We start from the raw sequence: 24,631 nt of genomic DNA on the forward strand, positions 1-24,631 counted from the left end.
TCCTTTATGTTCAGCGGGTTTCGTTGAACAGTTCGCGGCCAATCAGCATCCGGCGGATTTCGCTGGTGCCGGCACCGATTTCGTACAGCTTGGCATCGCGCAGTAGGCGGCCCGCCGGGAATTCGTTGATGTAGCCGTTGCCACCGAGAATCTGGATCGCCTCCAGGGCCATTTGCGTGGCGCGTTCGGCGGTGTAGAGGATTACCCCGGCAGCGTCCTTGCGGGTGGTCTCGCCACGGTCGCAGGCTTGGGCCACGGCGTACAGGTAGGCGCGGCTGGCGTTCAGTTGGGTGTACATGTCGGCAATCTTGCCCTGGATCAGCTGGAACTCGCCGATGCTTTGGCCGAACTGCTTGCGGTCGTGTATGTAGGGCACCACCAGGTCCATGCAGCTTTGCATGATGCCGGTTGGGCCACCGGACAACACCACACGCTCGTAATCCAGGCCGCTCATCAGCACGCGTACGCCGCCGTTGAGCTGGCCGAGTATGTTTTCTGCCGGCACTTCCACGTCATCGAAGAACAGCTCGCAGGTGTTGGACCCGCGCATGCCCAGCTTGTCGAACTTGTTGCTGCGGCTGAAACCTTTCCAGTCACGCTCGACGATGAACGCGGTAATGCCGTGCGCGCCCTTGTCCAGGTCGGTCTTGGCGTAGATCACGTAGGTGTTGGCGTCGGGGCCGTTGGTGATCCAGGTCTTGCTGCCGTTGAGCACGTAGTAATCGCCGCGCTTTTCGGCGCGCAGTTTCATCGATACCACGTCGGAGCCGGCGTTGGGCTCGCTCATGGCCAGCGCACCGATGTGCTCGCCGCTGATCAGCTTGGGCAGGTACTTGAGCTTCTGTTCATGGGTGCCGTTGCGGTTGATCTGGTTAACGCACAGGTTGGAATGGGCGCCGTAGGACAGTGCCACCGAGGCCGAGGCGCGGCTGATTTCTTCCATCGACACCACGTGGGCCAGGTAGCCAAGGCCGGCGCCGCCATACTCTTCCGACACCGTGATGCCCAGCAGGCCCATGTCGCCGAACTTGCGCCACATGTCGGCGGGGAACAGGTTGTCGTGGTCGATCTGCGCGGCCCGCGGGGCCAGTTCGGCGGCAACGAAGGTGCGCACCTGGTCGCGGAGCATGTCGATGGTTTCGCCCAGGGCGAAGTTCAGGGAGGGGTAATGCATGCTGGGGCACCTTCTTGTTCTTGAAATTGGGTTACATCGCAGCTTGGGGATCCACCCCGCTCCCACAGGGGTCGGCGTGGCGCCTCGAGTGGATGTCGTTCATCACCTTTACGTTAACGTAAACCTGCATGAGGTCACTGTCAATCCACTCATCACCTTTACGTAAACGTAAATCTGCGCCAGAGTATTCCCGCTTGCTTCAGTCGTGCCCAGAACAACCACAAGAAGGGACACCCATGAGTCAACCGAGCTATACCCGCGGTCGCCAGGACCAAGCCTTGCTGACCCTGACCGTCGGCCAGGCCTTCGATGCCACGGTGGCCCGCTGTGCCGATGGCGAGGCGCTGGTGTCGCGCCACCAGGGCCTGCGCTACAGCTGGCGGCAGTTGGCCGATCAGGTCGAAGTGCATGCCCGCGCGCTGATGGCCCTGGGCGTGAACACCGGCGAGCGTGTCGGCATCTGGTCGCCCAACTGCGCCCAGTGGTGCATTTTGCAGCTGGCCAGTGCCAAGGTCGGCGCCATCCTGGTCAACATCAACCCGGCCTATCGCGTAGGTGAGCTGGAATACGTGTTGCGTCAGTCCGGCTGCCGCTGGCTGGTGTGTGCAGATGCCTTCAAGACGTCTGATTACCACGCCATGGTCCAGGAACTGGTGCCAGAATTGGCCTGCGCCACGCCAGGTGAACTGGTCAGTGAGCGCCTGCCGGACTTGCGCGGCGTGATCAGCCTGGCCGCCAACCCGCCTGCCGGCTTCCTGCGCTGGCATGCACTGGCCGAAAAGGCTGGGCAGACAACGCTAGAGGCCTTCACCGCCCGCCAGCAAGGCCTGCAATTCGACCAGCCGGTGAACATCCAGTACACCTCCGGCACCACCGGTGCGCCCAAAGGTGCCACGCTCAGTCACTACAACATCCTCAACAACGGTTTCATGGTGGGTGAAAGCCTTGGCCTGACAGCCAGCGACCGTATGGTGATCCCGGTGCCGCTGTACCATTGCTTCGGCATGGTCATGGCCAACCTCGGCTGCATCACCCACGGCAGCACCATGATCTACCCCAACGACGCCTTCGACGCCGAGCTAACCCTGCGCGCCGTGGCCGAGGAGCGTGCCAGCATCCTGTACGGCGTACCGACCATGTTCATCGCGATGCTCGATCACCCCTCGCGTGCGCAGATGGACCTGTCGACCCTGCGCAGCGGCATCATGGCCGGCGCCACCTGCCCGATCGAGGTGATGCGCCGGGTCATCGACCAGATGCACATGGCAGAAGTGCAGATCGCCTACGGCATGACCGAAACCAGCCCGGTGTCGCTGCAAACCGGCCCGGACGACGATCTGGAGCTGCGCGTGACCACCGTCGGTCGCACCCAGCCGCAGCTGGAGAACAAGCTGGTGGACGCCGATGGCTGTATCGTCGCCCGCGGCGAGATCGGCGAACTGTGCACCCGCGGCTACAGCGTCATGCTTGGCTATTGGGACAACCCCCAGGCCACGGCGGATGCCATCGACCCGGCCGGCTGGATGCATTCGGGCGACCTGGCGGTGATGGACGAGCAGGGCTATGTGCGCATCGTCGGGCGCAACAAGGACATGATCATTCGCGGCGGCGAGAACATTTACCCACGTGAGCTGGAGGAGTTCTTCTACACCCACCCGGCGGTGGCCGATGCGCAGGTGATCGGCATCCCGTGTAGCCGCTATGGCGAAGAGATCGTAGCCTGGATAAAGCTGCACCCGGGGCATAGCGCCACGGTCGAGGAACTGCAGGGTTGGTGCAAGGCACGCATCGCCCACTTCAAGGTGCCGCGGCATATCCGTTTCGTTGACGAATACCCGATGACGGTGACCGGCAAGGTGCAGAAGTTCCGCATGCGGGAAATCAGTGTGGCGGAGATCTCGGCGGTATCTGCGGGTTGTTGAGGTGTTGGGTCAACCGGCGCTTTCGCGGGTAAACCCGCTCCTCCAGGGCCCGCGCCGACCTAGGATACGGCGCAGTACCTGTGGGAGCGGGCAAGCCCGCGAAAGGGCCGAAATGGTCAACGCTCATTCAGCGCCTTGTACAGTTCGCCCGCAACCTCGGCAACGCTCAGGTAGTCACGCCGCAAACGAACGCTGTAACGCGCTTCCAACTGCATCAACGCAAATTCACATTTGTCCCTGTCCAGATGCGCCAACAAGGTACCTGGCCCCGAGTCGACCACACCTGCATCCTGAAGCATATCGACCACTTGTCGCTCGAATTCCTCACGCTGCCGGCGGGTTGCGGTATCCACGATGAAGGAGGCTCCTGGCTTGATATCGAGAGCCTCAATCTTCAGCACAACCCATCGGCACCGCTACTGGCAAAAATATCAGGTAGCGTGGTCTACCCTTAAGCCTTCACCGGTGGCTCCTGGCTCGGCGGGTCGCCCACCGTTGGCGGCATGGTTGGCTTGATCGGCAGCTCGTCCGGGTCTTCTTCCGGCACGGGCGGCGGCAAGCTGGGGTCGTCGATATTGGGATCGGGGGTTTCCGGTGGAATGGGAATGTTCATGGCCTGACCTCGCGTGGGTGGGTGAAGAGGTGCTGTAGGCTCTGACCGCTGGCAGCTGCCGTTCGCTCAATTATTTTGAACCCCCCGCCTGTACCCGGCTCTGAACCCTTACCGCCACCAGCCTGAGGGAGCAAGGTCGATGTCACGAAACGAGCCCTTTGAAAGCGTGCCCACGGCGAACGATCACCCGGACCAGGCCATCAGCTTGTCCCAGGCGCTGCTGGCGCCGCGTATCGTGATCGAAGACACCGAACCCGCGCTCGAAGCCGGCACCTTCGCCGCCAAGGCCATCAGCGGCCAGCCAGTGGCGGTCAGCAGCAAGGTCTACAGCGATGGCCACGACCGCCTGGCGGTGATGCTCAACTGGCGCCAGGCCAACAGCCGGCGCTGGCATTGCGTGCCGATGCAATCGGCGGGCAACGACCTGTGGTTGGCCGAGTTCACCCCCACCGAACTTGGCCCGCACCTGTTCAGCATCGAGGCCTGGGTCGACCCGTTCGCCACCTATAGCCATGACCTGGAGAAAAAGTACCACGCCGGTGTCGAGGTAAAACTGGAACTGGAAGAGGGCCGCTTGATGCTGGGCAAAGGCATCGAGCTGTGCAGCGGTGCCGTGCGCGATGAGCTCGAAGCGCTACAGCAGCGCTTGGCGGAGCTGGATACCGACGGGCAGGTGGCACTGTTGCTGGGCCCGGACGTTGCGCACCTGATGAGCGAAGCGGGGCACCGCAGTTATCTGGCCCGCAGCCGCGAGTTCCCCGTCGATGTCGACCGCCCGGCCGCGCAGTTCGCCAGTTGGTACGAGCTGTTCCCGCGCTCGATCACCGATGACCCGCAGCGCCATGGCACCTTCAATGACGTGCACCAGCGCCTGCCTATGATCCGTGACATGGGCTTCGATGTGCTGTACTTCCCGCCCATCCACCCCATCGGCACGCAGCACCGCAAGGGCCGCAACAACGCCCTCAAGGCCGAACCCGGCGACCCTGGCAGCCCGTACGCTATCGGCAGTGCCGAAGGCGGCCATGACGCCATCCATCCGCAGCTGGGCACGCGGGAAGACTTTCGTCGACTGGTTGCCGCCGCCGCTGAGCATGGCCTTGAAATCGCCCTGGATTTCGCTATCCAGTGCTCGCAGGACCACCCATGGCTAAAAGAGCATCCCGGCTGGTTCAGCTGGCGCCCGGACGGCACCATTCGCTACGCCGAGAACCCGCCGAAAAAGTACCAGGACATCGTCAACGTCGATTTCTACGCCCCGGACGCCGTCCCTTCGCTGTGGCTGGCGCTGCGCGACGTGGTGCTCGGCTGGGTAGAGGAGGGCGTGAAGACCTTCCGCGTCGACAACCCGCACACCAAGCCACTGCCGTTCTGGCAATGGATGATCGCCGATGTGCGCGCCCGCTACCCGGATGTGATCTTCCTTGCCGAGGCATTCACCAAGCCCGCGATGATGGCGCGCCTGGGTAAGGTCGGCTACGCGCAAAGCTATACCTACTTCACCTGGCGGAACACCAAGCAGGAACTGCGCGAATTCTACGAGCAGCTCAACCAGCCGCCGTGGAGCCAGTGCTACCGGCCGAACTTTTTCGTCAACACGCCGGATATCAACCCGTTCTTCCTGCACACCTCCGGTCGCGCCGGCTTCCTCATCCGCGCCGCGCTGGCCACCATGGGTTCGGGCCTGTGGGGCATGTACTCCGGCTTCGAGCTATGCGAAAGCGCGCCGCTGCCAGGCAAGGAGGAATACCTGGATTCGGAGAAATACCAGATCCGCCCGCGCGATTTCACCCAGCCGGGCAACATCATTGCCGAGATCGCCCAGCTCAACCGCATTCGCCGGCAGAACCGCGCCTTGCAAACCCACCTGGGCGTGGCGTTTTTCAACTGCTGGAACGACAACATCCTGTACTTCGCCAAGCGCACGCCAGAGCGTGACAACTACATCCTGGTGGCGATCAGCCTCGACCCGCACAACGCTCAGGAGGCGCATTTCGAGCTGCCACTGTGGGAGCTGGGGCTGGATGACAACGCCGAAACCCATGGTGAAGACCTGATGAACGGCCACCGCTGGTCGTGGTACGGCAAGACCCAATGGATGCGCATAGAGCCGTGGCACCAGCCGTTCGGCATCTGGCGCATCGAAACAGCCCGGTAGAGCCAGGCACACATCTCCTTGTGGGAGCGGGCATGCCCGCTCCCACAGGTATGGGGTCAAGTCAGTTGCTTGCAGAGCAACCTGGAAAATGAAAGGAGTCACCCATGGCCAAGCGTTCCCGCCCGGCAGCCTTCATCGACGACCCGCTGTGGTACAAGGACGCCGTCATCTACCAGTTGCACATCAAGTCGTTCTTCGATGCGAACAACGACGGCATCGGCGATTTCGCCGGCCTGATCAGCAAGCTGGACTACATTGCCGAACTGGGCGTCAACACCCTGTGGCTGCTGCCTTTCTACCCTTCGCCAAGGCGCGATGACGGCTACGACATTGCGGAATACAAGGCCGTGCACCCCGACTACGGCAGCCTGGCCGACGCCCGCCGCTTCATCGCCGAGGCACACAAGCGCGGCCTGCGGGTAATCACCGAGCTGGTCATCAACCACACCAGCGACCAGCATCCGTGGTTCCAGCGGGCGCGCCATGCCAAGCGCGGCAGCAAGGCGCGGGATTTTTACGTGTGGTCGGATGACGAACAGAAGTACGACGGCACGCGCATCATCTTCCTCGACACCGAAAAGTCCAACTGGACCTGGGACCCGGTCGCCGGCCAGTACTTCTGGCACCGCTTCTACTCGCACCAGCCAGACCTGAACTTCGACAACCCGCAGGTGCTCAATGCGGTGATCAAGGTGATGCGCTTCTGGCTTGACCTGGGCGTCGACGGCCTGCGCCTGGATGCCATCCCGTACCTGATCGAACGCGACGGCACCAACAACGAAAACCTGCCCGAGACCCACACGGTACTCAAGGCCATTCGCGCTGAAATCGACGCTAACTACCCCGACCGCATGCTGCTGGCCGAGGCCAACCAGTGGCCCGAAGACACCCGCCCGTACTTCGGCGAAGGCGAGGGCGACGAGTGCCACATGGCCTTTCACTTCCCGCTGATGCCGCGCATGTACATGGCCCTGGCCATGGAGGACCGCTTCCCGATCACCGACATCCTGCGCCAGACGCCGGAAATTCCGGCCAACTGCCAATGGGCAATCTTTCTGCGCAACCACGATGAGCTGACCCTGGAAATGGTCACCGACCGCGAGCGCGACTACCTGTGGAACTACTACGCCGAAGACCGCCGCGCCCGCATTAACCTGGGTATCCGGCGGCGCCTGGCACCGCTGCTGCAGCGTGACCGCCGGCGCATAGAGCTGCTGACCAGCCTGCTACTGTCGATGCCGGGCACACCAACCCTGTACTACGGTGACGAGCTGGGCATGGGCGACAACATCTACCTCGGTGACCGCGACGGGGTGCGTACGCCCATGCAGTGGTCGCCGGACCGCAACGGGGGTTTTTCCCGTGCCGACCCGCAGCGCTTGGTGCTGCCGCCGATCATGGACCCGCTATACGGCTACCAGACGGTCAACGTAGAAGCGCAGAGCCACGACCCGCATTCATTGCTGAACTGGACCCGGCGCATGCTGGCCGTACGCAAGCAGCAGAAGGCCTTTGGCCGCGGCACCCTGCGAACCCTTACGCCCAGCAACCGGCGCATCCTCGCGTATATCCGCGAGTACACCGATGCCGATGGCAACACCGAGGTCATCCTGTGCGTGGCCAACGTGTCCCGCGCCGCCCAGGCTGCCGAACTGGAATTGTCACAATACGCCGACAAAGTACCCGTGGAGATGCTCGGCGGCAGCGCCTTCCCGCCCATCGGGCAACTGCCGTTCCTGCTCACCCTGCCACCCTATGCCTTCTACTGGTTCCTGCTGGCCTCCCATGACCGCATGCCCAGCTGGCACATCCAGGCCACCGAGGGGTTACCCGAATTGACCACGCTAGTTTTGCGCAAGCGCATGGAAGAACTGCTGGAAGCACCCGCCCGCGACACCCTGCAAACCACCATCCTGCCCCAATACCTGCCCAAGCGGCGCTGGTTCGCCGGCAAGGAGGGGCCCATTGACGAGGTGCGCCTGCGCTACGGCGTGCGCTTCGCTACCGCTACCACGCCCGTGTTGCTCAGCGAAATCGAAGTGGTCAGCGGGGGGACGGCCAACCACTACCAGCTGCCGTTTGGCCTGCTGCCCGAAGACCAGATCAACACAGCGCTGCCGCAGCAGCTGGCCTTGTCGCGGGTGCGCCGTGCCCATCAGGTTGGCCTGATTACCGATGCCTTCGTGCTCGAACCGTTTATCCGCGCAGTGCTGCACGCCTGCCAGGATGGCCTGCGCCTGCCCTGCGGCAGCGGCGCGGGCGAACTGCGTTTCGAATGCACCGACCTGCTGGCAGCCCTTGGGTTGAACGATGAAAGCGCAGTGCGCTACCTCAGCGCCGAGCAGTCCAACAGCTCGGTGGTGGTCGGCGACCGCGTGGTGCTCAAGCTGATCCGTCGGGTTAACCCGGGCATTCACCCGGAACTGGAAATGAGCGCCTACCTGACCGCTGCCGGCTTTGCCAATATCTCGCCATTGCTGGCTTGGGTCAGCCGGGTGGATGAGCAAAACGCCCCACACCTGCTGATGATCGCCCAAGGCTACCTGAGCAATCAGGGCGATGCCTGGGCCTGGACCCAGAACACCCTGGAACGGGCTATCCGCGACCAGATGGCCCCACCCAGCCGCGATGCCGAGGCACACACCGATGCCTTGGTGGAGCTCACCGGCTTTGCCGCCTTGCTCGGCCAGCGCCTGGGCGAGATGCACCTGCTGCTGGCTGCGCCGACCGACGATGAGGCCTTCCGCCCACGCCCCAGCGATGCTGACGACAGCCAGCGCTGGGGTACGCAGATCAGCGCCGAACTGACCCACGCCCTCGACCTGCTGGCCCAGCACCGTGACAGCCTCGACCACGACAGCCAGGCCCTGATCGACGACCTGCAGCAACAGCGCGATGGCCTGGCGCAGCACATCGCCAACCTGGCGGGCCAGGCCGAGGGCGGCCTGCTGATGCGGGTGCACGGCGACCTGCATCTGGGCCAGGTGCTGGTGGTGCAGGGGGATGCCTATCTGATCGATTTCGAGGGCGAACCGTCCCGTCCACTGCAAGAACGCCGGGCAAAGCACAGCCCGTACAAGGATGTCAGCGGCGTGTTGCGATCCTTCGACTATGCTGCTGCGATGATCCTGCGCAGCGCCTCTGCGGTCGACCTTTCCGGCCCGGCGCAGCAGGCTCGTCAGCGGGTTGCCCGGCAGTACCTGCATCAGTCGCGCCACGCCTTTGTCGAAGCCTATGGCCTGGCCACCGCCGCCATGCCCCATGCCTGGCAACAGGCCGAGGGCGAGCGCGCCGCACTGGAATTGTTCTGCCTGGAAAAAGCCGCCTACGAGATCACATATGAAGCCGAAAACCGTCCGAGCTGGCTGGCCGTGCCTTTGCACGGCCTGCATGGACTGATCAGTACTTGGGGAGAGTCATAAATGAATGCAACCACGCGTGAAAACGGCGGCCTTCGGCAACGGGACCTGGATGCCCTGGCCCGCGCCGAGCACGCCGATCCCTTCGCAGTGCTAGGCCCCCACGGCGATGGCCAAGGCGGGGTGTTTATCCGCGCCTTCCTGCCCAATGCGCTGAGTGCACGGGTGCTGGCGCGCCATGATGGGCGCGTCCTGGCCGAAATGGTGCAAAGCGCAGTACCGGGCTTGTTCACGGCGCACCTCGATGATGCACAAGCCTATCTGCTGCAAATTGGCTGGGTCGGTGGCGAGCAAGTCACCGAAGACCCTTACAGCTTTGGCCCGCAACTGGGCGACATGGACTTGCACCTGTTCGCCGAAGGCAACCACCGCGACCTGTCCGGGCGCTTCGGCGCCCAACCGATCCAGGTCGAGGGCGTCGACGGCGTGTGTTTCTCGGTGTGGGCGCCGAATGCCCGGCGGGTGTCGGTGGTGGGTGACTTCAATAACTGGGACGGCCGCCGCCACCCCATGCGCTTGCGCCACAGCGCCGGGGTGTGGGAGTTGTTCGTGCCGCGCCTGGGCGTAGGCGAAACCTACAAGTACGAGGTGCTGGGCAAGGACGGGATACTGCCACTGAAAGCAGACCCGCTGGCCCGCGCCACTGAATTGCCGCCGAGCACCGCATCCAAGGTGGCCGGTGAACTCAGCCACGCGTGGCAAGACCAAGACTGGATGGCACAACGCGCGCAGCGCCATGCCTACAGCGCACCCCTGTCGATCTACGAGCTGCACCCAGGCTCCTGGCGCTGCGAGCTGGACGAGGCAGGCGAAGTCGGGCGCTACTACAACTGGCGTGAACTGGCCGAGCGGCTGGTGCCCTATGTGCAGGAACTGGGCTTTACCCATATCGAATTGCTGCCGATCATGGAGCACCCGTTCGGCGGCTCCTGGGGCTATCAGCCACTGTCGATGTTCGCGCCCACCTCACGCTATGGCAGTGCCGAGGACTTTGCCGCGTTCATCGATGCCTGCCACCAAGGCGGCATTGGCGTGCTGCTGGACTGGGTGCCGGCGCATTTCCCCACCGACGAACACGGCCTGGCGCGTTTCGACGGCACTGCCCTGTACGAATATGACAACCCCCTGGAGGGCTACCACCAGGACTGGAACACACTGATCTACAACCTCGGCCGCAACGAAGTGCGCGGCTTCATGATGGCCTCGGCGCTGCACTGGCTGAAGCACTTCCACATCGACGGCTTGCGGGTCGATGCGGTGGCCTCGATGCTGTACCGCGACTATTCGCGCAAGGCCGGCGAATGGGTGCCCAACCGCCACGGCGGGCGCGAGAACCTGGAGGCCATCGACTTCATCCGCCACCTCAACGGCGTGGCTGCCCACGAGGCCCCCGGTGCATTGATCATCGCCGAGGAGTCCACCGCCTGGCCCGGCGTCAGCCAGCCGACCCAGCAGGGCGGCCTGGGCTTTGCCTACAAGTGGAACATGGGCTGGATGCACGACACCCTGCATTACATCCAGAACGACCCGGTGCATCGCAACCACCACCATAACGAGATGAGCTTCGGGCTGATCTACGCCTATTCCGAACACTTCATCCTGCCCATCTCCCACGACGAGGTGGTGCACGGCAAGCACTCGCTGATCGACAAGATGCCCGGCGACCGCTGGCAGAAATTCGCCAACCTGCGCGCCTACCTCACTTTCATGTGGGCGCACCCAGGCAAGAAGTTGCTGTTCATGGGCTGCGAGTTCGGCCAGTGGCGTGAGTGGAACCATGACAGCGAGCTGGACTGGTACCTGCTGCAGTACCCCGAGCACCAAGGCGTGCAGCGCCTGGTGGGCGATCTCAACCGCCTGTACCGCGAAGAGCCGGCGCTGCACGAGCAGGATTGCCAGCCGCAGGGCTTCCAGTGGCTGATCGGTGACGACGCGCAAAACAGCGTGTACGCCTGGCTGCGCTGGAGCAGCAGCGGCGAGCCGGTGCTGGTGGTGGCCAACTTTACCCCGGTTCCACGCGAGGGCTACCGCATTGGTGTGCCGTTTGGCGAGCGCTGGCAGGAGTTGCTGAACAGCGATGCCGAGCTGTATGCAGGGTCCAACGTAGGCAATTTGGGGGCAGTGGCCAGTGAGGCAGTGGCCAGCCATGGGCAGCCACTGTCGCTGGCGCTGAATTTGCCGCCGCTTGGGGTGCTGGTAATGAAACCGGCTTGATACGTTGCCTGTACCGGCCTCTTCGCAGCACAAGGCTGCTCCTACAGGTGGGCGCATTCCCTTGTAGGAGCAGCCTTGTGCTGCGAAGGGGCCGGGCCTGCCTACCACCGCATCCGCACACCAAGGCTGCCAATCAGCCCGTTCAGGTCATTGTCATCCACATCGCTGCTGTAATCGGCGCTGACAAACAAGGCCACCGAAGGCGTCACCCGCGCCACCAGCCCCAAGCCCAGTTCCACCGTAGTTGAGTAGCGCGAGCTGGAGATCTTGTCGACCTGGTCCAGCTTCACCTCGTCGGGATTGCTGAAGTCGTACCACACGTTGGTCCGCACATAAGGTTCGATGGGCATGCCACGCACGTCGTAGCGCCCGGACAATTTCGCACCGACCCGGCCGCTCCAGCTCGGCTGGCTGTCGAAGGCCTGCAGGGTTTCTTCCTGCACCTGGTTGCCGGGGAAGAACTGCTGGTTGATCAACTGTGCCTGGGGTTCGATCACCCAGTTGCCGCCCAGGCGGATCGGGTAGCCGCCTTCCACCGAGAACGTCATCGCATGGCCGCTTTCGTCAAGGCGCTGGCCGCTTTCACCCCGGCCCATTACATCGATGCGTGAGCCCATGGCCACCGCATCCAGGTGCCAGCCCTGTTCATGGGTCATGCTCCAGTACACGCCCAGGCTTTCCCCGCTCAGGTTCACCGCGTTGCGCTGCTTGTCGCCCAACAGCGGGCGCATGCCGTTGAAGCTGCTCTGCAGGTTGTTATGCCCCACGAAAACCCCTGCGCGGTGCACGTTGCCCGCTGCAGTTTCACGCACGAACAGGTCCGGGCCGATTGTCAATTGCTGGCTGGGGGCCTCCAGTTGGTCTGGGGGTTGCGTGCCACTGCGCGAGGTGGTCGGGAAAAACTGTGCCCACTGGCTGGCGATCAGGTCCGGTGCTGTCTGCCCGTGGCGCGCGCTCATGGTTTGCGAAAACGCACTCAGGGTGCCGATGCTCAAGCCACTGGCGCTGACCGGGTCGAGCGACATCTGCGGCATTGCAGGCTGTTGCAGAAAACCGGGCGAGGTGGGGTCACCCTGCAGTTCGTACGCGAAAGTTTCCACCGGGGTTGCCAGAAGCAGCGACGTGGAAACCGCATAGAAAATGCTGTCGAAGCGCAAGGGGTTCGAGGTGCTTTTCATGGCGGATCTCCTGTTGGTTTTTGTGGGGTACAGCCCGAGGACCTGGCCTGTTGTCACGAGCTGTACGGCAAAAACAGTGGGCGACCCAAACCAGCACGCCAGCCTTTGCAAGCGCGCACGAAGGCGCGAGCTAGAGGCCCGGCGCGAGATCTTTAATGCTTGGTAATGTTCAGCTAAGGAGAGGACGCCGCTTGCGTCAAGAAAGCGTGAAAGAACTGTTCAGGTTGTGTAATTTCTCTCAAGCACTTGATTTTCCGAGAAAATCTCTAGGGCATAGCGGGGTTCGCTATTTCCCGCTTCGTGGCTATGAAGAATGATTGCTAGAGCCTGACCTCCACCGCCAACGGCAAGTGGTCTGACAGGTGCGACCAAGGTTTGTGCCCCAGAATCCGCGGCCCATGGCTTTCGGCGTTGCGCAGGTAGATGCGGTCCAGGGGCAACAGCGGCAGGCGGGCAGGGTAGGTGCGGGCCAGGTGGCCATGGTGGCGCTCGAAAGCCTCATGCAGGTCGCGTCGCAGGCCAAGGGTGCGGTTGCCGTGGCTTTTCCAGTCGTTGAAATCCCCGGCGATGATCACCGGGGCATCGGCAGGCAGGGAGTCCAGCAATTTGCGCAGCAGCAGCAGCTGCTGTTGCCGGTGGCTCTCCAGCAACGACAGGTGCACGCAGACCGCATGAACCGGGCCTTGCCCCGGCACATCCAGAACGCAGTGCAACAGACCACGGCGCTCGGGGCCGGTGATTGACACGTCGAGGTTGCGGTGTTCGATGATCGGGTACTTGGACAGCAGCGCATTGCCGTGGTGGCCGTCGGGATAGACCGCGTTGCGGCCGTAGGCAAAGTCGCTCCACATACTGTCGGCGAGGAATTCGTACTGCGAGGTCTGCGGCCAGCCCGGGTAGCGCGCGGCGTGGCGGTCGTGGCTGCCAAGCACTTCCTGGAGGAAGACGATGTCGGCCTGAGTGCTGCGCACCGCCTCGCGCAGTTCCGGCAGGATGAAGCGCCGGTTGAAGGCGGTGAAGCCCTTATGGGTGTTCACCGTCAGTACCCGCAGCCGCTTCACGGCCGCGGCCTGGTTGACGCTGGCAAAACCTGTGCTGCCGGCTTCGGGGTTCACAATTCCTCCTCGATCACAGGTGCATGTGTGTTGCCTGCACCGGCCCTATCGCCGGCAAGCCAGCCATACACAGTCGGACAGGCGCGGCCACCCCAGGTTCACTCCTCCTCGTGCTGCAACACCATCAGCAGCATCGATCGCCCCTTTACCTCGAACGTGCTGTCGAACTGCAGGTGCTGCCCCTTGCGCAACTCTGGCCGGTCGGTATCGATCAGGCAGCTCCAGTAATCACCTTCAGGTACCGTCGGCAACTTGAATGGCACAACATCATGGTGGGCATTGACGATCAGCAGTACCGTGGCCTCGGAACCCGGCCGGGCGATGCCGCTGACCTGCGCGCGACCATCGATCAGCATGCCCAGGCAGCGCCCATGCGGGTCTTCCCACTGCGCCACGCTCATTTCGTTGCCATCCGGTGCCAGCCAGGTCACGTCCTTGACCCCGATTGCCTCATTGTAGTCACCCACCAGGAAGCGTGAGCGGCGCAGCACCGGGTAGGCCAGGCGCAGGCGGGTCAGGCGTTTGACGAAGGCCAGCAGCTCTTTGCCCTCCTGGTCCAGGTCCCAGTTCACCCAGCCGATTTCGCTGTCCTGGCAGTAGGCGTTGTTGTTGCCGTGCTGGGTACGGCTGAACTCGTCGCCGGCGACGATCATCGGCGTGCCTTGGGCCAGCAGCAGGGTGGCAAAGTAGTTGCGCATCTGGCGCATGCGCAGCGCGTTGATATCCGGGTCGTCTGTCGGCCCTTCGGCACCGCAGTTCCATGACAGGTTGTTGTCGGTGCCGTCCTGGTTGTTCTCGTCGTTATCTTCGTTGTGCTTGTGGTTGTACGACACCAGGTCGCGCAGGGTGAAGCCATCGTGTGCGGTGATGAAGTTGACCGAGGAATAAGGCCGGCGCCCGCGGTTGTTGAACATGTCGCCCGAGGCGGTCAGGCGTGCGGCGAAGTCAGCCAGCTGGCCTTCGTCGCCTTTCCAGAAGGCGCGCGCAGTATCGCGGAAACGGTCGTTCCATTCGGCCCAGCCGGGGGCAAAGTTGCCTACCTGGTAGCCACCCGGCCCGCAGTCCCAAGGTTCGGCAATCAGCTTGACCTGGCTCAGCATGGGGTCTTGGCGGCAAGCGACGAGGAAGCCGTGGCGCTCGTTGTACCCTTCGTGGTAGCGGCCAAGAATGGTCGCCAGGTCGAAGCGAAAGCCGTCCACGTGCATTTCGCCGGCCCAGTACCGCAGCGAGTCGGTGACCAGCTGCAGCACGCAGGGGTGGCTCAGGTCCAAGGTGTTGCCGGTGCCGGAATCGTTGATGTAGAACCGCTTGTCGTCCGGCATCAAGCGGTAGTACGAGGCGTTGTCGATACCGCGCATCGACAGGGTCGGCCCACGTTCGTTGCCTTCGGCGGTGTGGTTGTAGACCACATCGAGGATCACCTCCAGCCCGGCGTCGTGAAGGTGGGCGACCATTTCCTTGAACTCGGCAATCTTGCCGCTGGCCAGGTAGCGCGGGTGCGGGGCGAAAAAGGCGATGCTGTTGTAGCCCCAGTAGTTGTTCAGGCCTTTGTCCAGCAGGTGCTGGTCGTTGACGAAGGCGTGAATCGGCAGCAGCTCGATGCTGGAGACGCCCAGCTCCTTGATGTGCTTGAGCAGCTCGTCGTTGGCCAGGCCGGCAAAGGTGCCGCGCAGTTTTTCCGGCACTGCCGGGTGGCGCATGCTGATGCCGCGGGTGTGCGCTTCATAAATGATCGTGCGTTCCCAGGGGACCGACACACGCTGGTCGCGGCCCCAGGTGAAGGCCGGGTCGATCACCTTGCATTTGGGCACGAAGGGCGCGCTGTCGCGCTCATCGAACGACAGGTCGCCGTCGGGGTGGCCGATGGTGTAGCCGAACAATGCCTCTGACCACTCCAGGCTGCCGACCAGCTGCTTGGCATACGGGTCGATCAGCAGTTTGTTGGGGTTGAAGCGGTGACCGTTTTCCGGCTCGTAGGGGCCGTACACCCGGTAGCCATAGACCAGGCCGGGGTGAGCGTCGGGCAGGTAGCCGTGGTAGATCTCGTCAGTGTATTCGGGCAGTTCGATGCGCTCGAGTTCCTGTTCGCCGGTGGAGTCGAACAGGCACAGCTCGACCTTGGTGGCGTTGGCCGAGAACAAGGCGAAGTTGACCCCAAGGCCATCCCAGGTGGCGCCGAGGGGGAAGGGCATGCCTTCGCGGATGCGCGATGGTGCGACCGAGCGGGTTTTCTTTGGGGTGCGGGGGCTCATGACGATCCTCAAATGGCCGTTATGGAAGGGGAATGTGGTGTCCTGCATTGGCCTCTTCGCGGGTTTACCCGCGAAGAGGCCGGGACAGGCTTACCCGGCAGTAGGCTTTTTCACCGCGCGGGGCTTTTTCGCCGCAGCGGGCTTGCCCCCCGGCAGGGCAGCCACCTTGGGCTCGGCAGGCGCCTTGGGCTCAGCGGCTGCCTTGGGCTTGGCCGGCGCCCGCTTGCGTGGCTCGGCCTTGGGGGCCAGGGCCTCGGCCTCGGCCAACTTGCGGGCCATATCCCAGTGGCGTTCTTCCTCCCCTACGGGCTTACCTTCAGATTCCCAGATCTGGTAGGCAAATTCGCGAATACGCTTTTCATCGACACTCATCATGACGCTCCTGATGCTCAAGATTGTTGTATCAACACGTTGACCGGAAACTCCGCCAGCACGGTGCTCAACATCAACTCCTTGGAAGAGCTGACCGCCGCGCAGGGGAAAAGTCCCGTCGAGTTGGCAGGTGACAAGGCAAACGGCAGTACCAGCCGGGTGTCGTCCCAGTTCTGTGCCGGGATCAACGGTGTAGGGTTGCCACCGAGCAGGGTACTGGCCAGGCGTGGCGCAACGATGACGGCCCGCTCGCCGTCGCCCAACCGGGCAAAGGCGATCACCTTGTCAGCGTGTTTGCCCAGCACGGTCAGCGGCAGATAGGCGCCACGGCGGAACAGTTCGGCGTGCGCCTGGCGGCAATCCAGCACCCGGGCGATCAGGGCCTGCTTGATGCGGCCGTCGCGCCAGTGCGCCAGCAGCTCGGCTGGCGGCGTGGCGTCGTCCAGGGTGCGACGCCTCAAAGCGTAGTCCACGGGGCGGCGGTTGTCGGGGTCGACCAGGCTGAAGTCCCAGTACTCGTTGCCCTGGTACAGGTCGGGCACACCGGGTGTGGTCATGCGCAGCAGGGCCTGCACCAAGCCATTGAGGGCGCCGGGGCAGGCGAGTAGTTGCGCGGCATCTGCCACGGATTTGCGCAGTTGCTGGTTCTCGCTGTCCAGCAGCAAGCCATCGATGTAGCGGGCACAGGCGCCTTCGTAGGCCTCGTTCGGCGCGCTCCAGCTGCTACGCAACTTGGCTTCGCGCAAGGCCTTCTGCTGCCACTGGCGGATACGCTCGGCGTACTGGCGCAGGGCGTTGTCGTCGTGCAGGTCGAGGCCCAGCGGCCAACTGCCAAGCAGGGTTTGCAGCAGCATCAGCTCGTCGCCGGGGCTGGGTGCCAGGCCATCGTCCAGCTGTGCGCGCAGCGGCGCTGCCAGTTCACGCCAGTGTTCCACCCGGCTGGCCAGCCACGGGCCGCGTTCGCTGAGCACGGCCAGGCGCGCGCGGGTGTCTTCCCCGCGCTTGTGGTCATGGGTGGCAGTGGCGAGCAGGTTGTCGGGGAAGTCGCGCAGACGCCGCTGGGCTTCGTTATGGAAGTGCATGGGTGGCGCGCTGAAGTGCTCGGCCTCGAAGCCCACGTCGTTGCGCGACAGCAGCCGGGCGCTGCGGTAGAAAGTGGTGTCTTCCACGGCTTTGGCGGCGCTGGGCGCGGTCAGTTGCTGGAAGCGCACGCAGGCGTGGCGCAGTTGCTTGCGGGCGCGGCCCGGTGGCAACTGCCGCCAGGCTTGCCCGCCCAGCCATTGTTCAAGATGGTCCAGTAACGGCCAATCGGCTTCTCCGAGGTCGTGCCGGGCGTTGGCCAGCGCCTGCTGGAAAAAACCTTCGTCTTCAGCGGGGCGCCCGCAGGCATTGAAGTAGGTGCGGTACACCGGGTAATGCGCCACCAGTGCCTGCAACGCCCGGCGGATCGCGCCCAGGGTCAGGTCGCGGGTCATCAGGTCGTTGCGCGCAACCTGCAGCAGTGCCTGGGCCACCGATTCGCAGTCACCGGCCAGGCTGGCATTGAGCACAAGGTGCCGCGCCAGGCGCACTTCTTCAGGGAAGCCCGACCGTTCGGTGACGTTCGCCCACAGTTCGGTCAGCGGCGCTTCGCCGGCTGGGTCATGCTGCAGCAGCGAGACCTGGTTCATGAATTCGTAGCCGGTGGTGCCGTCGGTGAGCCAGTCGCGGTGCAGGTGTTCGCCGGCGCCGAGGATTTTTTCCACGTAGATCGGGAAGTGCTCCAGGGCCGCCTGCAAAGGCCGCTGCGCCAACAGGCCATCAACCCGACGGCGCAGCTTGCGGCAGTAGCCGCGCGGGTCGGCCAGGCCGTCGATGTGATCGATGCGCAGGCCGTCCACCAGGCCGCGCTCGATCAGCTCGAACAGCTTGGCGTGGGTGGCCTCGAACACCACGGCGCGCTCCACCCTCAGGCCACCCAGCTCGTTGATGTCGAAGAAGCGCCGCCAGTTGATGTCGTCGGCAGCGGTTCGCCAACTGGCCAGGCGGTAGGTCTGGCGCTCCAGCAGCAGGTGCAGGCGCTTGAGGCCATTTTCGGCGCGGCTGTCGAATGCCACCAGCGCCGATTCCAGGTCGGCACCTTCGCGCACCAGGCGTGCCAGTTCGGTGTGCAGCGGCAGGGCATCGACCAGCGGGGTGGTCGATTCGGCCAATGCCGTGAAGTGCTCGGCCAGAGTCTTGAGCGCCGGCTCCGGGCTGAGGGCGAGAATCCAGCCATAGTCGACCGGGCACACCGGGAAGCGGTGATCGTAATGGGCGATTTGCAGCGTGCCGTGCTGCTTGTCGAATTCAATCGGTATCTCGCCATTCTTCAGCGCTACGCCATAGTCGCTGGCAAGGAACGGCAGCAGCAGTTGCCCGGCCAGCAGCGGGTCGCTGGAGTGCCACTGGATATCGAAGAACTCCGCATACGGGCTGCGCCGGCCCCAGGCCAGCAGGCTTTGCCACCAGGGGTTGTCGGCACCGCCCACGGCCATGTGGTTGGACACGGTGTCGAGGATCAACCCCATGCCATGCGGGCGCAGCGCGGCGACCAGCCGCTCCAGTGCTGCCTCGCCGCCCAGTTCGGGGTTGACGCAGGTTGGGTCGACCACATCGTAGCCGTGGCGCGAGCCAGCTCGGGCCTTGAGGATGGGCGAGGCATACAGGTGGCTGATGCCCAATTGGGCGAAGTACGGCACCAGCGGTACGGCGTGATCGAGGGTGAAGTCACTGTGAAACTGCAGGCGCAGGGTCGCGGTCAGCGGCTTCATCGGTCACGCTCCCAAGCCTGTTCGCGGGCCTGGGCCAGCAGCTCCAGGCGCCGCGCGGCATCCTCGTCATCGAGCAGTTCTGTCACCGGCCGGGTGAAGCGCCGCCGCCAGTTGGGGTGCCCGCTGGTGGTGCCCGGCAGGTTGGGCTGCTCGTCGCAGCCCAGCAGGTCTTCGAGCGGTATCAGCACCAGGGGCGCACGGGTATGGCCAACGAAGCGGATGGCCGCATCGATTACTGCGTCGTTGTCCTTCAGTTCACCGTAGTTGGTCTCCAGGGTACGGCGCAGGCCGTCGTGTTCTATCTGGCGGCCTTGGCGCCAGTGCAGTTCGGTGGCAGCGTCGATCAGTTGCAAGCGGTGGCTCCAGTCGATGTCGCGGTTTTCCAGCCAGCCGGCCAGCGGTGCCAGATCGTGGGTGCCGGTGGTGGCCAGGGCGTTGTCCGGCCAGTCCAATATCGGTTTGAACCGGCCTGGCTGAGTTTGCTCGAACGGCAGCACGCGCATGCCCAGCACGGCCTTCTCGGCCAGTGTTTCGCGCAGGCCGTCGGGCACCGTGCCCAGGTCTTCACCGAGAATGATCGCCTGGTGGCGCACCGACTCCAGCGCCAGCAGGCGCAACAGGTCGTCCACCGGGTAATTGAGGTAAGCGCCTTCGCTGGGCTTGGCCCCCTGCGGGATCAGCCATAGCCGGCGCAGGCCCATCACATGGTCGATGCGCAAGCCACCGGCATGGGCCAGGTTGGCCCGCAGCATCTCGATGAAGGCGCGGTAGCCGTTGCGCTTGAGGCCTTCGGGCGAGAACGCACAGATGCCCCAGTCCTGCCCGGCGCGGTTGAGGATGTCGGGTGGCGCGCCTACTTTCAGGCCCGCCAGCAATTCGTCCTGGCGGCTCCAGGCCTGGCTGCCGGCACCGTCGGCACCCACCGCCAGGTCGGCGATCAGGCCCACTGCCATGCCGTTGCCGCGGGCTGCTTCCTGGGCACGTTGCAGGCCACGCTCGGTCAGCCATTGGCAGAAGGCATGGAACTCGACCTTGGCCGGGTAGGCATTGGCAAAGGCTTCAACTTCCGGGTGGTAGGGGTCGTGCCAGGCCTTGGGCCAGTTGCGCCAGTCGGCACCCAGGCCGTGCTCCACCGCCTGGGCTTGCAGCACCTCGAAGCGGCAGTGGTGCTCCAGCGCCTGGCCGCCAGCTTCGCGGAAGCTGTCAAAATCGCTGCGGAGCGGGTGGTCGCCCTGGCTGAAACCCTGGTACAGCGCTTCAAGCAGGCGCAGGCGGGCGCTGGCGGCGCGTGGCCAGTCGACCAGCGGGCGTTGCTCAAGTTCTTCCAGTTGTTGCTCCAGCCCGCAGGCTTCGATGGCCATGCGCACTTCCCGTTCGCCCAGCAGGGCGGCGGGGCTGGCGTACAGGGTGTTGAGCAACAGGCGGCTGGAGGGCGAGTAGGGGCTGTAGTGCTCCTGGTCGATGGCCGACAGTGTATGGATGGGGCTGATGGCCAAGGCATCGGCACCGCGCTCGGCAGCCGAGCGGGCCAGTTGCTCCAGCGCCAGGCAGTCGCCGTAGCCGCCGTCGCCGGGGCGGCGCAGGCTGTACAGCTGCACCGCCAGGCCCCAACAGCGTGGTGGTGGCTGTTGCACCGTGTCTTCGAGGCTGTGGCAGCGGGGCGGGGCCACGGCCACGGTGAAGTGGCGGCTGTCGATTTCCACCTGGTGGTAGCCGATTGGCAGCTCACCGGGCAGGCGTGCCTGGTCGTCAAGTTTCAGGGTGAGTGAGGCGTGGTCTTCCAGGGTGCAGTGGGCGACGCTGGCGGCGCTGAAGTAACGCGCCAGCGCCAAAGGCTTGCCCAGGTCTGCGGTCAGCAGGGGCGGCAGGTGTTCGCTGTCTTCGGCCGCTTCAACCGTGCGCAGGCTGATGGCGATGGCGTCGTCGTCAGCGGCAGCGTGGCCCAAGCCTTCGAGAATGGTGCGCAGCACCTCGTCACTGACGCGCTGGGGCCGGGCATTAGCGTCGATCCAGTCGCGGCTCAACCCGACGCGGTTTGCCAAGCGGTGCAGGGCGGTTTCGCTCATGGGCGCTCCTGGGCAGGGGGAAGCAGGCTGACCACGCAGCTGTACGCGGCCAGTTGACTATCAGGGTGTTGGGTATCGCTGGTGTCGAACAGCCGGGTGGCGGCAGCCGGCAGTTCGACCGCCTGCGCAGTTGGCGCCAGGTTCAGGTCGATGCGCAGGGTATTTCCATTGCCCAGCCGCCAGCGAGCGGTCAGCGCTTTGTCGCCGTGCACCTCGGCGCCCAGTGAACGGCTACCGGGCAGGTGCGGGATGACGTGGCGGCGGCGCAGGGTCAGCAGTTGCTGATACAGGCCGTGCCATCCGGCGATCACCTCCTTGTTTTGCGGGCGTGAAGACTCGAAGGTCTGCTGGGCGTTGGGGTCGGGAATATGCTCACGCTGCTCGGGGTCGGCGAAAGCAGTGAAGTGGGCGAACTCACCACGGCGGCCTTCGCGCACCGCGTCGGCCAATTCGTCATGGAAGTCGGTAAAGAACAGGAACGGCCGGCAGCTGCCGTCGTCGTCGCCCATGAACAGCAGCGGAATCATGGGGGCCAATAGCAGCAGGCCGGTGGCCGCACGCAGGGCTGGCGGCGGGCACAGGCGGGTCAGGCGTTCGCCAAGCGCGCGGTTGCCGACCTGGTCGTGGTTCTGCAAGAACAACACAAAGGCGCTGGGCTCCAGGTGCCCGCTGGGTTCACCGCGGGGCGTGCCGTGGCGGTTTGCCTGGCCCTGGAACACGAAGCCTTCAGAAAGGCAGCGTGCAAGCTGGTCGATGGGGCGCTTTTGGTAGTCGGCGTAGTAGCCTTCGGTTTCGCCGGTCAGCAGTACATGCAGGGCATTGTGGCCGTCGTCGTTCCACTGGGCGTCAAAGCCCTGTTCCAGCAGGCCGGCCTGGTTGTGCTCATTCTCCAGCACCAGCCACACATGGCGGCCCGGCTCTACGGCGGCGCGCACCCGCTGGGCCAGCTCGATCAGGAAATCGGGCTGGTCGATGGCATGCACGGCATCCAGGCGCAGGCCGTCGCAGCGGTAGTCGCACAGCCACATCAGCGCGTTCTGGATGAAGTATTCGCGCACCTGCGGGCGGCGGAAATCGATGGCCGCGCCCCAGGGTGTCTGCCGGTCTTCGCGGAAGAACGGGCTGGCGTACTGGTGCAGGTAATTGCCGTCGGGGCCGAAGTGGTTGTACACCACATCCACCAGCACCATCAGCCCTTGGCCGTGGGCCTGGTCGACCAGTGCGCACAACTGCTCGGGGCTGCCGTAGGTGTTTTGTGGCGCGTAGGGCAGCACGCCGTCGTAGCCCCAGTTGCGCTCGCCCGGGAACTGCCCCAGCGGCATCAGCTCGATGGCACTGATGCCCAGCTCGGCCAGGCGCGGCAGCTGCCTGGCAACCCCGGCGTAGCCATCAAGCAAACCGACATGCAGCTCCTGGATCACTGCTTCGTGCCAAGGGCGGCCTTGCCAAGGGTGTTGCCACTGGTAACCGGCCACATCCACCACCTGGCTCGGGCCTTTTACGCCCTCAGGCTGGTAGCGGGAGGCCGGGTCGGCCACTTGCAGCTCACCGTCGATAAGGTAGTGGTACCGGTCACCGGCCTGGCACGGAGCCACACCGGTGTACCAGCCATCGTCGTCGGGCAGCAGCTCGATGGCCGGCTGTTGCTCCAGTTCTACGCTCACGCTGCGCGCATCGGGTGCCCAGAGGGCGAAGCGCGCCGACGTGGCGTCCAGTAAGTGTGCGCCATGCCTGTGCATCTTCCAGCCCCCGCTCAGTAGTGGCTCAGTTGTGCCTGCTTGACCAGGTCCTCGTAGAGGCGGGCGTAGGGTTCCACCGCCTGGCACCAGTTGAATGGCTGGGTCATCGACAGGCAGCGCATGGCGTTCAGCAGGTCCTTCTTGCCGTATACATAGAAGGCACGGCTGAGTGCCTCCCGGTAGCTCTCCACCGTCGACTCGTTGAACAGGAAGCCCGTGACGCCGCACTCGATGGTGTCGGCCAGGCCGCCAGTGTTGCGCGCTACCGGCAGCGAGCCGAAGCGTTGCGCGTACATCTGGCTGAGGCCGCAGGGCTCGTAGCGCGACGGCATCAGCAAGAAGTCGCTGCCGGCGAACATGCGCCGGGCGTCGGTTTCGTTGAAACCGATGCGCACGCCGATGCGGCCGGGGTGGCGCAGCGCCAGCTCGCGCATGGCCTGTTCTTCTTCCGGCTCGCCACGGCCGATGATCGCAATCTGCCCGCCTTGTTCGACGATGTAGTCGGCCACACCCAAGGTCAGGTCCAGGCCCTTCTGGTACACCAACCGTGATACCACGGCGAACAGCGGTCCGTCAGAATCCTGCAGACCGAACAGAGCGCGTACCTCCTGAGTGTTGCGCGCCTTGCCTTCCCAGTCGTTGATGCTGAAGTTGTGCTGCAGGTGCTTGTCGGTGGCCGAGTCCCAGCTTTCGTCGATACCGTTGGGGATACCGCCGAGCAGGCCTTGCTGGGCTTTGCTGGCGAGGAAGCCGTCCAGGCCGCAGCCGAATTCCGGGGTGGTGATTTCCCGGGCATAGGTGGCGCTGACGGTGGTGATGTGGCTGGAGTAAGCCAGGCCAGCCTTGAGGAACGACAGCTTGCCGTAGAACTCCATGCCTTCCTGCTGCATGGCGTGGTCGGGAATTGCCAGCTCCGGGCTGCAACCACGGCTGTACACCCCCTGGTACGCCAGGTTGTGAATGGTGAACAGGGTAGGCGTGTTCAACCCGCGCCAATGCATGTAGGCAGGCGCCAGGCCAGCGGGCCAGTCATGCGCGTGAACCACTTCCGGTTTCCAGTGGATCTTGCCTTCGCCAGCCGCGATTTCGGCAGCCGCCAGGCCCAGGCGGGCGAAGCGGATGTGGTTGTCGGGCCAGTCGCGGCCGTTGTTGGCACCATAGGGTGTGCCGTCGCGCTGGTACAGCTCGGGGCAGATCAATACATAGATGACCAGGCCGTCAGCCATGTCCATGCGCCCGATCTTGCAGGGCGGCAGGGCCGCGTGACCGCCCAGTTCACCGACGATATGGATCGGGTTGTCGCTTTCCATTACCTGGCGGTAGCCAGGGATCAGCACCCGTACATCGTGCAGGTGGGCCAGGGCACGGGGCAGGGCGGCGGACACGTCGCCCAGGCCTCCGGTCTTTACCAGGTCTGCGATTTCCGAGGTGACGAACAGAATCTTGCGCATGTTCGGGTTGTGCTGGCGCTGGGCGCCGGGTGCCTTGCCTGTCGTGGCGAAATCCGGGGTGAGCGGCTCGCGGTTGTCCGGTTTGAATGAATCTACGTGAGGCTCGACAGCGGCACTGATCATACTTCTCTCCGTCCCTATGCTTGGCCGGGTGCTGGCACCCGTG

At 64.3% G+C, this 24,631-nt stretch carries 15 protein-coding genes; 4 read left to right on the plus strand and 11 right to left on the minus strand.

All coding sequences use genetic code 11. The annotated features are described in order from the left end of the window. Nucleotides 1-10 precede the first annotated feature (10 nt). Nucleotides 11-1,174 carry an isovaleryl-CoA dehydrogenase gene (locus SB765_RS11285; RefSeq protein WP_341796277.1) on the minus strand — a complete coding sequence of 388 codons (1,164 nt, stop codon included), beginning with the start codon at nt 1,172-1,174 and terminating at the stop codon, nt 11-13. Between the two features lie 236 nt (nt 1,175-1,410). Here SB765_RS11285 and SB765_RS11290 point away from each other — a divergent pair, with 236 nt between their 5' ends. Next, nucleotides 1,411-3,096 (plus strand): AMP-binding protein, encoded by a 1,686-nt coding sequence (locus tag SB765_RS11290; protein WP_410931331.1) that lies wholly within the window; start codon nt 1,411-1,413, stop codon nt 3,094-3,096. Nucleotides 3,097-3,212: 116 nt separating this feature from the next. On the opposite strand, the gene SB765_RS11295 is transcribed toward SB765_RS11290, so the two are convergent. Both SB765_RS11295 and SB765_RS11300 read right to left on the minus strand, forming a co-directional pair. After that, a complete protein-coding gene (locus SB765_RS11295; protein WP_341796275.1) occupies nt 3,213-3,449 on the minus strand; it encodes a hypothetical protein in 237 nt (78 codons plus the stop codon). 98 nt (nt 3,450-3,547) lie between these two features. Continuing rightward, a complete protein-coding gene (locus tag SB765_RS11300; protein WP_162838450.1) occupies nt 3,548-3,709 on the minus strand; it encodes a hypothetical protein in 162 nt (53 codons plus the stop codon). Nucleotides 3,710-3,848: 139 nt separating this feature from the next. On the opposite strand from SB765_RS11300, the gene SB765_RS11305 reads away from it, so the two are divergent. The 3 genes from SB765_RS11305 to glgB all read left to right on the plus strand — a co-directional run bounded on the left by SB765_RS11305 (nt 3,849) and on the right by glgB (nt 11,500). Then, nucleotides 3,849-5,867: an alpha-1,4-glucan--maltose-1-phosphate maltosyltransferase gene (locus tag SB765_RS11305; protein WP_410931332.1), complete on the plus strand. Its 2,019-nt coding sequence runs from the start codon at nt 3,849-3,851 to the stop codon at nt 5,865-5,867. Between the two features lie 104 nt (nt 5,868-5,971). Next, nucleotides 5,972-9,289, plus strand: a complete 3,318-nt coding sequence (gene treS / locus SB765_RS11310; RefSeq protein WP_410931333.1) for a maltose alpha-D-glucosyltransferase — start codon at nt 5,972-5,974, stop codon at nt 9,287-9,289. Beyond that, complete coding sequence (gene glgB / locus SB765_RS11315) at nt 9,290-11,500, plus strand: 1,4-alpha-glucan branching protein GlgB (protein ID WP_410931334.1); 2,211 nt, start codon at nt 9,290-9,292, stop codon at nt 11,498-11,500. A gap of 101 nt (nt 11,501-11,601) precedes the next feature. On the opposite strand, the gene SB765_RS11320 is transcribed toward glgB, so the two are convergent. From SB765_RS11320 to glgA, 8 genes are all read right to left on the minus strand, one after another. Next, the gene (locus SB765_RS11320) at nt 11,602-12,678 is read right to left on the minus strand and encodes an autotransporter domain-containing protein (RefSeq protein ID WP_410910034.1); all 1,077 of its coding nucleotides are present in this window, start codon (nt 12,676-12,678) and stop codon (nt 11,602-11,604) included. 320 nt (nt 12,679-12,998) lie between these two features. Further along, nucleotides 12,999-13,793: an endonuclease/exonuclease/phosphatase family protein gene (locus tag SB765_RS11325; protein ID WP_410910035.1), complete on the minus strand. Its 795-nt coding sequence runs from the start codon at nt 13,791-13,793 to the stop codon at nt 12,999-13,001. 98 nt (nt 13,794-13,891) lie between these two features. Next, nucleotides 13,892-16,045 (minus strand): glycogen debranching protein GlgX, encoded by a 2,154-nt coding sequence (glgX, locus tag SB765_RS11330; protein WP_341796269.1) that lies wholly within the window; start codon nt 16,043-16,045, stop codon nt 13,892-13,894. 90 nt (nt 16,046-16,135) lie between these two features. After that, nucleotides 16,136-16,420, minus strand: a complete 285-nt coding sequence (locus tag SB765_RS11335; protein ID WP_084967438.1) for a DUF2934 domain-containing protein — start codon at nt 16,418-16,420, stop codon at nt 16,136-16,138. A 14-nt stretch (nt 16,421-16,434) separates the two neighbouring features. After that, nucleotides 16,435-19,209, minus strand: a complete 2,775-nt coding sequence (locus SB765_RS11340) for a malto-oligosyltrehalose synthase (RefSeq protein WP_410931335.1) — start codon at nt 19,207-19,209, stop codon at nt 16,435-16,437. Then, complete coding sequence (gene malQ, locus SB765_RS11345) at nt 19,206-21,275, minus strand: 4-alpha-glucanotransferase (protein ID WP_410931336.1); 2,070 nt, start codon at nt 21,273-21,275, stop codon at nt 19,206-19,208. Before malQ ends, SB765_RS11340 begins: the two co-directional genes overlap by 4 nt. Then, nucleotides 21,272-23,014, minus strand: coding sequence for a malto-oligosyltrehalose trehalohydrolase (treZ, locus tag SB765_RS11350; protein ID WP_341796265.1), 1,743 nt, complete (start codon nt 23,012-23,014; stop codon nt 21,272-21,274). The genes malQ and treZ overlap by 4 nt, the downstream gene beginning before the upstream one ends. A gap of 14 nt (nt 23,015-23,028) precedes the next feature. Then, the gene (glgA, locus tag SB765_RS11355; protein ID WP_341796264.1) at nt 23,029-24,588 is read right to left on the minus strand and encodes a glycogen synthase GlgA; all 1,560 of its coding nucleotides are present in this window, start codon (nt 24,586-24,588) and stop codon (nt 23,029-23,031) included. Between the last annotated feature and the right edge of the window lie 43 nt (nt 24,589-24,631).

Origin of the sequence: Pseudomonas sp. SIMBA_067, from assembly GCF_046534675.1 — a bacterium.
GTDB lineage: Bacteria > Pseudomonadota > Gammaproteobacteria > Pseudomonadales > Pseudomonadaceae > Aquipseudomonas > Aquipseudomonas putida.